The following is a 13,178-nucleotide window of genomic DNA, read 5'->3' as shown; positions in this document are numbered from 1 at the left end:
GAGGTATCATGGAACACAAAGGTTGGAATGAATTTGAAATTGGTTCAGTATTGTTTCCATTTGAAAAAAATGGCTCAAACATGGTTGATAAACATGCAAGCGATAGAGAATACAGAGAAGATAGCTCATATAAAGCAAGTGTAGCACACTGGAGAGTAGAAAAGCCTGTTTATAACCACGATCATTGTATTAATTGCTATTTTTGTTGGGTTTATTGTCCTGATTCATCAATACTTGTAAGAGATGAAAAAATGACTGGGGTTGATTATGTGCATTGCAAAGGCTGTGGTGTGTGTGTAGATGTATGTCCTACAAATCCAAAATCACTTCTTATGTTTAGCGATTATGAAACAAATGAAAACGCACTAGCAAAATGGCCAGCAAAAGAAGAAAAGAAAAAGGATTAACATGGCTGAAAAATATGAATTACAAGAAATAGAAGTTTGGGATGGAAACATGGCTGCAAGCCATGCTTTAAGACAAGCACAAATAGATGTAGTATCTGCATATCCTATAACACCTTCTACGCCGATAGTGCAAAACTATGCTAGTTTTTTAGCAGATGGATATATAGATGGTGAATTTATAATGGTTGAATCAGAACACGCTGCTATGAGTGGCTGTGTTGGTGCTGCAGCTGCTGGTGGTAGAGTTGCTACTGCTACAAGCTCACAAGGATTCGCACTAATGGTAGAAGTTTTATATCAAGCATCTGGTATGAGATTGCCAATAGTGTTAAATGTAGTAAATCGTGCATTAGCTAGTCCATTAAATGTAAATGGTGATCATTCTGATATGTATCTTGGGCGTGATGCAGGCTGGATAAACCTATGCACATACAATCCGCAAGAAGCATATGACTTCAATCTTATGGCTTTTAAAATTGCAGAAGACTATGATGTTAGAATTCCTACAATGGTTCATCAAGATGGATTTATATGCTCACACACTGCACAAAGTGTAAGACCGCTAAAAGATGAAGTAGCATATAAGTTTATAGGAGACTATAAGCCCAAAAATGCAATGCTAGACTTTGACAAACCTGCAACATATGGAGCACAAACTGAAGAAGATTGGCACTTTGAACATAAAGCACAACTTCACAATGCCATTATGAATTCTATGCCAGTTATTGAAAGAACATTCAAGGAGTTTGAGCAACTAACTGGAAGGAAATATAGTGTAGTTGAAGAATATATGACAGATGATGCTGATATTATTCTTGTATCGCTTGGCACAACCGTTGAATCATCTCAAATTGCAGCCAAAAAAGCAAGAGAAAATGGAATCAAAGTTGGTGTAGTTAGCATAAGAGTTCTAAGACCATTCCCTTATGAAGCACTAGGAAGAGCACTAAGCAAAGCAAAAGCCGTAGCATTCCTAGATAGAAGTTTACCTGCTGGTGCTATGGGAATGCTATTTAATGAAGGTGTATCTGCAATTTACAAGACAGATTCTAGACCTGTTGTTAGCAACTATATATATGGACTTGGTGGTAGAGATCTTACACAAAATAATCTACAAGAGATTATAAGTGAGCTAAATAACGATGCAAAAAATGGCAAAATAACACATGCTACACAACAATTTATAGGACTTAGAGGTCCTAAACTTGGATATAACTAAAGGAATAACATGAGTGATATTAAAAATCTAAAACAATATTCTAAGGCTAGTGAAAGATTCGAAGGTGCAAATTTATTATGTCCTGGCTGTGCTCATGGAATCATAGTAAGAGAAGTGCTAAATGCAACAAACTATCCCTTATTAGTTGCTGCATCAACTGGTTGCTTGGAAGTAAGCACTGCTGTATATCCTTATACCTCATGGGATGTACCTTGGATTCATATTGGATTTGAAAATAGCTCAACTGCAATAGCTGGAGCTGAAGCAATGTATAAAGCCCTAAAAAGAAAAGGTAGATTATACAATGACAAAGAACCAAAATTTGTAGCATTTGGTGGTGATGGCTCAACTTATGATATAGGATTCCAATTTATCAGTGGTTGCTTTGAAAGAGGTCATGACTTCACTTATGTATGCTTAGACAATGAGGTATATGCCAATACAGGAGGACAAAGAAGTGGATCTACCCCAATAGGTGCTTCTACAACAACTACTCCTGCCGGAAGAATAAGCTATGGTAAAAAAGACAAGAAAAAAGACTTACTTTTCATAATGGCAGCTCATGGCTCTCCATATGTAGCCCAAGTAGCTCCAAATAAATGGAAAGACATGAGTAAAAAAATCAAAACTGCAATTGAGACAGAAGGACCTACATTTATAAACGCTATGAGTGCATGCACAACTGAATGGAGATTCCCAGCAAATCAAACAATAGAAATGAGCGATTTAGCAGTAGATTCTTTGGTGTTCCCATTGTATGAAATAATAAATGGCAGAGAGTTAAGAATAACCTATAGACCAAAAAATGTAATACCTGTAAGAGACTATCTAGGTGCTCAAGCAAGATTCAAGCATTTGTTCAAAAAAGAAAACGAGCATATAATAGAACAATGGCAGAAAAATGTAGATGAATATTGGGAATACCTACAAAGAAGAGAAGAAGCAAAGGTTTAATTACCTTTCACCTTTTCTTCTTGCCAAATGCACAATAGCATAAAGTGCTATCGTATCCAATAATGCCATACAAGCAAAAATCAAATAACTTGAAACTATAATACTATAAATCACTTCCAAGTCATACACTCCATAAAATGCACCAAAGGTAAAAAGACAAGTGTTAATAAATTGTGAAATCAAAGTAGAACCATTATTTCGTATCCAAAGCCCTTTGTCTTTTGAATTAAAAATTTTAGTAGTTAGATTCCACCACCAATGATATAACCACACATCCAAATAAGAAGCAAAAGCAAAAACAAGTAATGACACGATAATAATGCGTGGTATTTGAGAAAATACTTGCTCTAAACTTACAAAAAATTCTAAATCAACTGGTGTATATAAAAGCCATGTCTGCGAAAAGACTAAAAACATTATGCTAAAAAATATAGAAATTCCAACTGCCTTTCTTGCTACCTTTTTCCCATGAATCTCGCTTAATGCATCTGTCAATAAAAAAGTAGAAGCAAACAAAACATTTCCTAAAGTTTGCGTAATGCCAAAAGCATCTATTAGAATACTAACTTCAATATTGGCAACAATAGTAGCAAAAACCCCAAAAACGATCAATCCATAAATACCAAATAAAGCATAAGCCAACACAACACTGCTATATGTTAATACCAAGCTAATAATTAGCAAAATCTCATTCATTAACCAACTCCAAAGTCTGTATTATCAAGCAAAAAGTCAATTCGTTCATTATCTTTATAGTTAGGATAAATCTCGCTACAAAACATCCTAATCACATCCAAATCTGCCTTAAGCTTGGAGTTATCGCACATTACATTAACGCAGATTCTATCAAAATACCTAAGCCCCAATAAAATATCATTAAGAATCATTTGCTTTGTTTGCCCTTTTATACCTATTAAAAAATTTGCCTCATCAAAGTCTTTTGCAATGATTTGTGGCGAATCTTCTTTTATGCCTTTTTTCATTACATTTTCTCTTAAATTATAATCAAAGCTCTCAAGCCCTAATTTTATTTTGATTTTAAAATCTCTAAACAGCTCTTTAAGATTTACAATTTCATCGCGATATAAATAATGACATTCAAAAATAAGCGTATGAATCTTTTTATCATACACAACTTTTTTAATAACTTCAAAAGTGCTTGGAGTAAGCTCACAAAAGCTACCAGAATTTATAATCTCTAAAATGCCATATTTTCCACTCACACAAGAAAGTGCAGACAAATTAATATTCTCCATATCATCTGAAACATCTAAATAATAATCACAAAAACTACAATTCTTATAACGACAACCAAGCCCTTGAAGCAATACAATTTCACGCTTATTTTTTGTCTCTATCACACTATAACGCACAAGATCACTCAAAGCCTATCCTTTAAATTATGTATTATAAGCTATTTTTCGCATTTTATAGGCTTTTAATGCTTCTTTATATATACAATCACCGAATTTTAGATAGGAGGATTACTATGAATTACTCTGTTATTATTCCAATATGCAATGTAGAAAAATATATAAAAGAATGCCTAGATTCTGTTATCAATCAAACAAATAGAGAATTTGAAATAATCTTAGTAAATGACGGAAGCACTGATAATAGCCTAAATATAGCCCTAGAATATGTAAAAATAGATTCTAGAATATTAGTCATAGATAAGCAAATGGTGGTCTAAGTAGTGCTAGAAATATGGGAGTAGAATTTATACATGGTAACCATCTAAGAGAAATAATAACAAATATGCAGAGGGAGGGACAATATCATTTAAAGAGATAAATACATTTAGCAAAGAATCTAAAACAATCACACAAAAGCAACTTCAAAAACATTTTAAGTTATTAGCCATAATCACATACAAACTACTTTAGCCAATATTAATAAGTTAATCATACAAGAACTACCAAATAATCATTTTGTATTTTATAGATTCTGATGATTTAATATGAATGAATATAATATAGAAAGAACACATAAACAAAGCGATTTATATGCATATCTATTTGCTGAATTCAATGATAAAACTAAAGAAATAAACTACAATCCTCCTAACGATCAGTTCGCAAGAATCCAAAGATTTACAAATGGGCTTAATTTAGTATGTCAATGCATAAATATGGTAGGATACTTTACCTTTGCGTGGCGCGGGTGCTTTAAGGCAGATATTTTAACAAATACAACCTAAGATTTATTGATGAGATAGTGCATGAAGATTGTGATTTTGGGCACATTTTATTGCTACTATGCCAACATATAACAATCATAAAACAAATCAAATATCTATACAGAACAAGAAGTAATTCTATTACTCATAAAATAGATAAAAACACAAAAACTCCCAGATACGCTTCCATCATACTTAGAAACTTATAAGGATAAATATAGCACTTATTATGATATGAAAAACGCACATATACATTATAGTTTTTTGCTAATAAATTTTAATATTTATAGATTCTTAACACAAGCAAACATACCACATAGCAACCAATTAAGACAATACTACAAGCAACACTTAGAAGGTAGTCTGCAAAATTGTATAAAAGAAAATCTATGCAACCAAAAAACTTCAAAACAGATTTATGATTATCTTAAATCAAACAACTAAAGCTATACAATTTTGGCTGTGTTAAAATTCAACCTTAGATACATTATAGTTTTCAGATATGCAAATATAATCATCATTTATTCTCACCAATGCGTCCATTTGCCATCTACCAGCTATATCAACTTTGAATCTGGGGCTTTGATACAATCCATCTACAAGCTCACCTACTCCAAGCTCCATATCGTTTCTAGTAGTGTTTGGTCTTGTGAGATAAAACTTAATTTCAGCATCTGTAATAATTTTATTTGTAACTTTATCTTTGATTCTTACAAAAGTAGTAGTAAATGACTTAAAATCAACATCTCTAGAACCCTCAAATGAGATATTATATTTTTCTAAAAACTCATTTCTTTTAATTGTAATTTCATTTATATTTTCATCAACATATTGTGAAGTAAATCCACACATTCTCTGAATCTCAACAGGATTATTAATAGCCGTTTTTATAGTTAGAATAATCATCCCAACCACAACTAAAGAAAACAAGAAAATCCCCATAGGCCAATAATTTTTAGACATTACTTTTTCCTTAAATACACATATACAAATAAAACTAATAACACAAAAAGCATGATATATAAAACCAATCTCACACCAGATTGCACCACAAAATCACGCTTTAAATATCCATGCTCCAAAGACACATCATAAAAAGAAGCTATATTATCTGCAATATCAACAAATCCATTTAACAAAAACGCTGATACACTTTGAATGTTTATCTCTTCGTCTTTTTTGGGAATTAGTGGCACTATATAATCCCAATAAACAGAATTTTTATCAAACATTTCATTGCTTTTATCATCTGTTATGATGTCTATTTTTTTATCGTTTTTAACAAAAAACAAAACAACATACGGCGATTTTAGATTCTGTAAATAATAACTTTCAACTTCTTTTATAGGCTTATTATTTAGAGAATCTAATGCTACTACATATATACTAACTCCAGTTTTTTCAAAAACTTCACTTGATAATATATTCATAAATCCTGCAGTTTTATCAAGTATTTGATTTTTGTTTTCTAATATATAAGAATTAGCAAAGACATCATAGATAGCGATAAATAGGGCAAAAAGCCCTACTTTAATAAACTTTAAACTACCCAACATATAAAAGCATATCAGGTATAAACGCAACGGCAATAGAAACAACAACCACAACTAGCTGAACAACAAATAAAGTCTTCTCTAATCCACTATACTTAATCATGGCAACTCTCCTTATTTAACTTCTTTGTAATTTGTAGCATTGTTTTTGTCTTTCATCTGAAGACTGTTTGCATTTTCTATTACATATGGATTTAGCGATTGAGCCTTTTGTGTAGATACAGCCTTATACCCAAGAGCAAAAACCACAGCTAACAACAAAACAACAGCAATCAAAAACCCACCAAGACCATTTAAGCTAAACATACCATTCATAGCAATCCTCCTTAATTCTTATCAGAATATATAAAATGCCCAAGAGCTTCTTTTTGTATATCTGTAAGCATTTGTGATTTGAAAGATGGCATATTTCCTATATGACCATTTTTTCCTTTTTCTAATACTTCAGCTACAAATGCTGGTGTGCCATATTTGGTCAAATCAGGTGCCAAACCACCCATACCCTTACCATCATCTCCATGACACGCTATACATGTAGCTGATACATATAATTCCCTACCCTTATCAACTAATTCTGGGTATTTTGTTTTCTTTACCTCTGATAATTCAGCCATTACATAAGCGGCAATAGCCTTTTTAGATTCATCATCATCAGCAATTCCGGGTGCTACTTCAGCAATTGGTAGCATATCGCCTAGTGCATAACCCAAACCTTTACTTCCATGTTGTAGCGTATATACAATTCCCTCTTCTCTACCCCATTCTAGCAAGTTTGCCGCTACTCCATTTATACCTTCTGTTGTAATTCCATGACATTGCGAACATTGAACTAGATACAGATTTTGACCCATTTTAGTTAATGTTTCAGTATCTGCGTTATTCCATTTAGATTCAAACTTAACATTATAAGCTTTAACCTCTTCATTATATTCTCCAATTTGCGAATAAGCATTTAATGGATAACCAACAAACCAATACCATAATCCCCAAATTAGCAATACCAAATAAGAGATTCCCCAACCAATTGGAATATCATTTTTGAATTCTCTAATTCCGTCCCAATCCTCATTTGTTAAATCACCATCTGCCTTGCTATCTTTCATTTTTTTGATATATCCACCAACGACGAATATAGTCAAAGCCAAAATAGCGACGGCACCAATTAAGGCGATCTGATTTATACTATCGCCTAAGTTAAACCATTCCATTTAGTTCTCCTTCTTCGTATCTTTTTTTCTTTTTTCAACTAATTCATCATCAAGGTTATCATCTAGTGCTAATCTAGCGTACTTTTCGTAATCTATCTTTCCACTTCTTTGACTTTTATACAAATGGTAAATATACCCATACAACAACAAAGTAAGAATTATTGTTATAAACCAATATGCATAACCTTGTATGATTCTTATAGTTTCATATTCCACTTAGTTTGCCCTTCTTTTTTGACCTAAACTATTCAAATACGCAATAAGTGCAACAATTTGCTTAATCTCGCCATTTTCTAAAGCTGCTTTAACTTCAGGATCTTTCATATCATCAACTATTACTTTAGCTTCTGCCAAAATATCAGTTCTAGCAAAGTTTAAATCACCTATTTTTGGATTGTTTTCTGTATCATATGGCACACCAAAAACAACCTTTTGTGTATAAGCTTCTGCATATGCAGTATCTATATCTACATTTTTAAAATATAAATGCTTATAAGCTGGCATTATAGAACCGGGAACAACAGCCATAGGCTCATACATATGCTCTTCATGCCATTGAGTCGTTCTTACATCTCCAACCCTGTGTAAGTCAGGACCAGTTCTCTTAGAACCCCACAAAAATGGTCTATCATATGCATATTCACCACTTAAACTATAAGCACCATATCTATCAGTCTCTGATTTAAATGGACGAATCAACTGAGAATGACATGCATTACAACCCTCTGCTATATAAATTTGACGACCAGCAGTTTCAAGCAATGTATATGGTTTTAGATTTTCAACAGGACGAGAAGCCTTAGCAAAATCTGGCAATATCTCAACAAGTCCAGCAATAGAAAAAACTAACAAAAACACAACCGTAAAGAAAAATGGATTTTTTTCTAACCAATGAAACATTATACCCTCCCCTTATGCAGCCATAGGCGTTGCGTAATTAGGTTCTTTTTGAAGCTCTTTACTAGCAACAATAGTCATTATAATATTGTAAGCAAACATTATAAATCCTATAAGATACATAGCTCCACCAATAGCCCTAATAACATAATATGGTATCAACACAGTAACAGTATCAATAAACGAATAAGCTAAACTTCCAAACTCATCAGTAGCTCTCCACATCATACCTTGCGTAATACCTGCAATCCACATGCTTGAGAAATATAAAATAATAGCCGTAGTTTGAATCCAAAACTGCATATCCATAATCTTCTTAGAATAAATCTCACGCTTAAACAATCTAGGTGTCATGTGATAACAAGCAGCAATAATTGTAAATCCAACCCAACCTAAAGCAGCATCATGAACATGCCCAATAATCCAATCTGTAAAGTGTGCTAAAGCATTAACTGATTTTATCGACTGAATTGGACCTTCTAAAGTTGCTAGCATATACCAAGTAGACGCAAGAATCAAGAATTTAATAAGTGGAGATTCTTTTAGTTGATGCCATTGTCCCTTCATTGTAAGTAGCATATTTACAGCAGTTCCCCATGAAGGCAAAATAAGCACAACAGAGAAAATTGAACCCATTGTTTGCATCCAATCAGGCACAGTTGAATAGATAAGATGGTGACTTCCAGCCCAAATATATACAAACATCAAGCCCCAGAATGAAAACAAAGTAAGCTTATAAGAAAAAATAGGCTGACCAGATTCCTTTGGCAAGAAATAATAAATTAATGCAATAATTCCAGATGTAAATACAAAAGCAACTGCATTATGACCAAACCACCATTGAACCATAGCATCATTTGTTCCAGCATATAAAGATATGGAATGAAGCACTGACCCAACACCAGAGACCAAATAAGTTGGAATTGATAAGTTATTAAAAATATAAAGTGCAGAAATTGCTACAAATGTCGCAATAAAATACCAAAGGCTAATATAAATAGTCTGTTCTCTTCTAACACCCATAGATCCAAACAAACTAACACCCCATAATACCCACACAATAACAACCAACAAGTCCAAAGGCCAAATTAGCTCTGAATATTCTTTTGATTGATTAAGTCCGGCAAATAGACTAATAACAGCTAAAAGCATTAGCACGATATATAGCCAAAAATGAAGATGTCCTATGAACTTTAAAAATGGATATTCATTATAAGAAATTTTCAATACCCTTTGACCAATATAATACCAAGAAGCCCAGATACCACTTAAGGTAAAACCATAAATAATACCATTTGTGTGCAATGGTCTTAAACGACCAAATGTTCCGAATTCTCCCGCTAAATAATTTAGACTAGGAAATGCCAACTGAAACGCCACTATAACACCCAATAATAATCCTACGATACCAAACGCTATTGTGGCAAATAAAAATAATTTTGCAATGGAGTAATCATACTCTAAGGCAGAATCTGACTGCATACGCTCTCCTTCTCTTAAAAGTTACCCTCTCTAAAAATGTAAAAGGATCCTTACATTTTACAACAAATAAAATAACCAAAAACTTAAAAGATAGCGTAAAATGCTAACTTCAGATATTGCCTACATCATATAATTGAATAATTCCTGTTATATTTTTATTATGGTCCAAAACTACAAGTTCTTTAATTTTATATTTAAGCATAATCTCTTCAGCTTCAGAGGCTTTTGAATTTTCATTGATTGTCTTTGGAGTATTAGTCATTATATCTTTAGCCATACATTCAAAGTTACCACTCTTAAGTGCTCTTCTTAAATCTCCATCTGTAATAATTCCAGATAAGCTACCATTATCACATACTAGACACATTCCAAGCTTACCACTTGTCATACATTCTATTAAGTCTTTAAAATTAGTCTCACTAGATACTATAGGCAGATTATTAACACACATAATATCCTTAACCTTTGTTAATAACTTCCTACCTAAACTACCGCCCGGGTGAAACATAGCAAAATCCTCACTCTTAAAACCTCTAGCATTCATAAGTGCTACAGAGATAGCATCTCCCATAGCCAAAGTAGCAGTAGTAGATGAAGTTGGTGCAAGTTGCAATGGACAAGCTTCCTTTTTGATACTTATATCCAAGAAGTATTGACTTTCTCTAACTAGTGTTGAGTTCTTATTTCCACTCATTGCAATTATTGGAATCTTTCTGTGTTTTATACTTGGAATAATTCTTAAGACTTCCTCACTCTCGCCAGAATTTGAAATTGCCAAAACAACATCATCTTTAGTAATCATTCCTAAATCCCCATGCAACGCTTCTGCAGGATGCAAAAAGAAACTAGGAGTGCCTGTGCTAGCAAGGGTTGCAGCTATTTTTGCACCTATATGTCCTGATTTTCCCATTCCACTAACTATAAGCCTACCTTTAATGTATAAAATAAGCTTTATAATTTCATTAAAATCATCTGTTAAATTATTTTTTAGATTCAATATTGAATCAGATTCGATACTAAATACCTCACAAGCGATATCTCTATAATCCATAAAAGCTCCTATAATACCATGGCACCAATACTAGCACCAATAATTAGTGGAATGTTATACATTAAAAATGTAGGCACACAAGTATCCCAAATATGATCATGCTCTCCATCCGCATTCAACCCAGAAGTAGGTCCTAATGTGCTATCAGATGCAGGACTACCTGCATCTCCTAATGCACCTGCAATACCTACAAGCAAGATAATAGCCTTTGCATCAAAGCCAAGATTCAAAGCTAAAGGACAATAAATAGCCGCTATTATAGGTATAGTACCAAATGATGTTCCAATTCCCATAGTAATTAAAAGTCCAACAAGAAGCATAATTAAGATTCCACCTAGCTTACCACCTGCAACACCAGATACAAAATCAACCAAACTCTCTATCGAACCAGTCTCTTTTAAAACATTTGCAAACCCAGCCGCTACAAGCATTACAAAGGCAATAAAAGCCATCATTTTAAAGCCATTCTCCATAACTAAATCAATATCATTCCATTTAATTCCACCAAGTGCTATCATAACAATCAATCCAGCAATTCCACCAAGAGGCAATGAGGACATATAAAGCTGTACACAAAATGCAACTATAGTCCCTATTAGCACTCCATAATCCCCTCTTGTCATTGTAATATCTTTTATAGAATCCAAATTATGACTAGTAGCAAAATCCTCCCTATACTCTCTAGGCTTCCTATAAAAAACAAAAATTGCCAATAATAAACCACAAAGCATACTAGCTCCACCAATCCACATAACGCTTTGTATATCGCTTAATGTTACATTGATACCATTTTGCACTAGCTGATCTCTAAGAATTGTATGATATATAAGTCCAAATCCTATCCCCAAACTTACATAAGGTGCCTTAAGCCCAAATGTCAATGCACAAGCAACAGCTCTTCTGTCTATTTTTAGCTTATTCATCAATGGTAAAAGTGGAGGTATTAAAATAGGTATAAATGCTATATGCACAGGAATTAGATTCTGCGAAAAACAAGCAAAAAAAGCTAATGACAAACAAAACATTGCTCTTTTGTTTTGTATAAACTTTGCAATATTAAATACCAAAATAGGCGTTAAATTACTTCTAGCAATAGCAGATGCAATGGCGCCAAGCAAAATATAACTTAATGCTGTCTCCAAATTGCCTGCCATACCAGATATCAAAAGCTCTATACTTCTATCAAACCCAAGCCCAGACACAAATCCAGCAACCAATGCAGAGACCAAAATAGCCAATAAAACATTTAACCTACACAAACATAAAATACTCATAATCAAAATAGAAAAAATAGTCGCATTAATCAACATAGCTTCCCCTATATTTACTAGAATCTAAAAATACAAAACTACCAATATCTGCGTTTAAATAATCGCTAACCACGCTACATTTAACTTTGAATAAAAAAAATATCTTTGGATTTTTGAAAGATTCCAAAGATTCAAAATTCCCCATACCTTTTGATAGAATCAAATCTGCTGTATTGTATATTTCATAAGCTTTAGCACTTGATAAATCAGGTATGAATCCTGGTGTGCCAATACCACTATCCACCACATCACACATATTAAATAAATTTGAATTACTTTTCTTTAAATCTTGTATTGTAATATCATTTATTATACTTTGTCCTCTTGTAAAATATGTGATTGCTAGCTTTGGATTTAAGCACTGTAAAACTTCAATCAAAATCTCATCAAGCTCATTTTCACCAGCATTATCACCTATATACAGCAAATTTTTAGCATACATTAATTTCTCTTGAAAAGATTCAATATCAAAATATTTAAACTGCATATTAAATAAAGAATCTTTTTCTTTTTCTAAATCAAACTTCAATTGTGCTCCATAATCAATCACATTACCAAGCGCAGCACAATAAATACCAAACTTAAGTAAAGATTCTTCATCTTGTATATCTATTTCTTTCTTTAGAAATTCCTTTATTTTTCGTGCTTTTTGTATGCTATCTTTTTTTATAGTGTGATATATATCATCATTATTTAAATTCTTTGCCAAAGCAGAATATATAGGCATAGCCACCAAAGTAGGAGGAATCTCAAAGTCTTTTTTTAAATTAGAATCCTTAAAAAAATGTTCTAATTTAGTCCTTAAATCGCCCTCTAAAAAATCATTAGCCTCTTTTATTGCAATATCACAATTATTGCTTTGTGCTAATTTAGCAGATGAACTTACCTGTTGCTTTAGACATTCCAAACATTCTTTTT

The 13,178-nt window shown here is 32.8% G+C and carries 17 protein-coding genes and 1 pseudogene; 6 read left to right on the top strand and 12 right to left on the bottom strand.

Translation table 11 applies throughout. The annotated features are described in order from the left end of the window. Nucleotides 1-8: 8 nt before the first annotated feature. The 3 genes from PF021_RS01655 to PF021_RS01645 are packed head-to-tail and all read left to right on the top strand — an operon-like array spanning nucleotide 9 to nucleotide 2,580. Nucleotides 9-407 carry a 4Fe-4S dicluster-binding protein gene (locus tag PF021_RS01655; protein ID WP_271020668.1) on the top strand — a complete coding sequence of 133 codons (399 nt, stop codon included), beginning with the start codon at nucleotides 9-11 and terminating at the stop codon, nucleotides 405-407. 1 nt (nucleotide 408) lies between these two features. Further along, nucleotides 409-1,626 carry a 2-oxoacid:ferredoxin oxidoreductase subunit alpha gene (locus PF021_RS01650; protein WP_271020667.1) on the top strand — a complete coding sequence of 406 codons (1,218 nt, stop codon included), beginning with the start codon at nucleotides 409-411 and terminating at the stop codon, nucleotides 1,624-1,626. A gap of 9 nt (nucleotides 1,627-1,635) precedes the next feature. Continuing rightward, nucleotides 1,636-2,580 (top strand): thiamine pyrophosphate-dependent enzyme, encoded by a 945-nt coding sequence (locus tag PF021_RS01645; protein WP_271020666.1) that lies wholly within the window; start codon nucleotides 1,636-1,638, stop codon nucleotides 2,578-2,580. Here the strand turns inward: PF021_RS01645 and PF021_RS01640 are convergent, their stop codons facing one another. Together PF021_RS01640 and PF021_RS01635 are read right to left on the bottom strand one after the other, a co-directional pair. Next, nucleotides 2,581-3,276 (bottom strand): queuosine precursor transporter, encoded by a 696-nt coding sequence (locus PF021_RS01640; RefSeq protein ID WP_271020665.1) that lies wholly within the window; start codon nucleotides 3,274-3,276, stop codon nucleotides 2,581-2,583. It lies immediately after the preceding gene. Then, on the bottom strand, nucleotides 3,276-3,965 hold the full coding sequence (locus PF021_RS01635; RefSeq protein WP_271020664.1) for a hypothetical protein: 690 nt from the start codon (nucleotides 3,963-3,965) through the stop codon (nucleotides 3,276-3,278). Before PF021_RS01635 ends, PF021_RS01640 begins: the two co-directional genes overlap by 1 nt. 104 nt (nucleotides 3,966-4,069) lie before the next feature. Between PF021_RS01635 and PF021_RS01630 the strand changes: the two are divergent. The 3 genes and pseudogenes from PF021_RS01630 to PF021_RS01620 form a co-directional block, all read left to right on the top strand. Continuing rightward, nucleotides 4,070-4,317: pseudogene (locus PF021_RS01630) on the top strand (glycosyltransferase family 2 protein); the annotation flags it as partial. A 223-nt stretch (nucleotides 4,318-4,540) separates the two neighbouring features. After that, the gene (locus tag PF021_RS01625; RefSeq protein WP_271020663.1) at nucleotides 4,541-4,780 is read left to right on the top strand and encodes a hypothetical protein; all 240 of its coding nucleotides are present in this window, start codon (nucleotides 4,541-4,543) and stop codon (nucleotides 4,778-4,780) included. A 213-nt stretch (nucleotides 4,781-4,993) separates the two neighbouring features. After that, nucleotides 4,994-5,203 (top strand): hypothetical protein, encoded by a 210-nt coding sequence (locus PF021_RS01620; RefSeq protein WP_271020662.1) that lies wholly within the window; start codon nucleotides 4,994-4,996, stop codon nucleotides 5,201-5,203. Between the two features lie 21 nt (nucleotides 5,204-5,224). Here PF021_RS01620 and PF021_RS01615 read toward each other — a convergent pair whose 3' ends face one another. From PF021_RS01615 to PF021_RS01570, 10 genes are all read right to left on the bottom strand, one after another. Next, nucleotides 5,225-5,722, bottom strand: coding sequence for a FixH family protein (locus PF021_RS01615; RefSeq protein WP_271020661.1), 498 nt, complete (start codon nucleotides 5,720-5,722; stop codon nucleotides 5,225-5,227). After that, the gene (locus PF021_RS01610) at nucleotides 5,722-6,315 is read right to left on the bottom strand and encodes a TPM domain-containing protein (RefSeq protein WP_271020660.1); all 594 of its coding nucleotides are present in this window, start codon (nucleotides 6,313-6,315) and stop codon (nucleotides 5,722-5,724) included. The genes PF021_RS01615 and PF021_RS01610 overlap by 1 nt, the downstream gene beginning before the upstream one ends. A 111-nt stretch (nucleotides 6,316-6,426) precedes the next feature. Next, on the bottom strand, nucleotides 6,427-6,627 hold the full coding sequence (locus tag PF021_RS01605; RefSeq protein WP_271020659.1) for a DUF4006 family protein: 201 nt from the start codon (nucleotides 6,625-6,627) through the stop codon (nucleotides 6,427-6,429). Between the two features lie 11 nt (nucleotides 6,628-6,638). Then, nucleotides 6,639-7,520 carry a c-type cytochrome gene (locus PF021_RS01600; protein ID WP_271020658.1) on the bottom strand — a complete coding sequence of 294 codons (882 nt, stop codon included), beginning with the start codon at nucleotides 7,518-7,520 and terminating at the stop codon, nucleotides 6,639-6,641. Then, complete coding sequence (locus tag PF021_RS01595) at nucleotides 7,521-7,736, bottom strand: cytochrome c oxidase, cbb3-type, CcoQ subunit (RefSeq protein ID WP_271020657.1); 216 nt, start codon at nucleotides 7,734-7,736, stop codon at nucleotides 7,521-7,523. Next, entirely contained in the window at nucleotides 7,737-8,420 is a 684-nt protein-coding gene (ccoO, locus tag PF021_RS01590; RefSeq protein ID WP_271020656.1) for a cytochrome-c oxidase, cbb3-type subunit II, read from the bottom strand. It lies immediately after the preceding gene. Between the two features lie 12 nt (nucleotides 8,421-8,432). Continuing rightward, nucleotides 8,433-9,899, bottom strand: coding sequence for a cytochrome-c oxidase, cbb3-type subunit I (gene ccoN / locus PF021_RS01585; protein WP_271020655.1), 1,467 nt, complete (start codon nucleotides 9,897-9,899; stop codon nucleotides 8,433-8,435). Between the two features lie 109 nt (nucleotides 9,900-10,008). Next, nucleotides 10,009-10,950, bottom strand: coding sequence for a KpsF/GutQ family sugar-phosphate isomerase (locus tag PF021_RS01580; protein WP_271020654.1), 942 nt, complete (start codon nucleotides 10,948-10,950; stop codon nucleotides 10,009-10,011). A gap of 8 nt (nucleotides 10,951-10,958) precedes the next feature. Next, the gene (locus tag PF021_RS01575) at nucleotides 10,959-12,260 is read right to left on the bottom strand and encodes a Na+/H+ antiporter family protein (protein ID WP_271020653.1); all 1,302 of its coding nucleotides are present in this window, start codon (nucleotides 12,258-12,260) and stop codon (nucleotides 10,959-10,961) included. Continuing rightward, nucleotides 12,250-13,167 carry a damage-control phosphatase ARMT1 family protein gene (locus PF021_RS01570; protein ID WP_271020652.1) on the bottom strand — a complete coding sequence of 306 codons (918 nt, stop codon included), beginning with the start codon at nucleotides 13,165-13,167 and terminating at the stop codon, nucleotides 12,250-12,252. Before PF021_RS01570 ends, PF021_RS01575 begins: the two co-directional genes overlap by 11 nt. Nucleotides 13,168-13,178: the final 11 nt, after the last annotated feature.

This window comes from Helicobacter ibis, from assembly GCF_027859255.1.
Lineage (GTDB): Bacteria > Campylobacterota > Campylobacteria > Campylobacterales > Helicobacteraceae > Helicobacter_D > Helicobacter_D ibis.
This window is presented reverse-complemented; position numbering and strand designations above follow the sequence as displayed.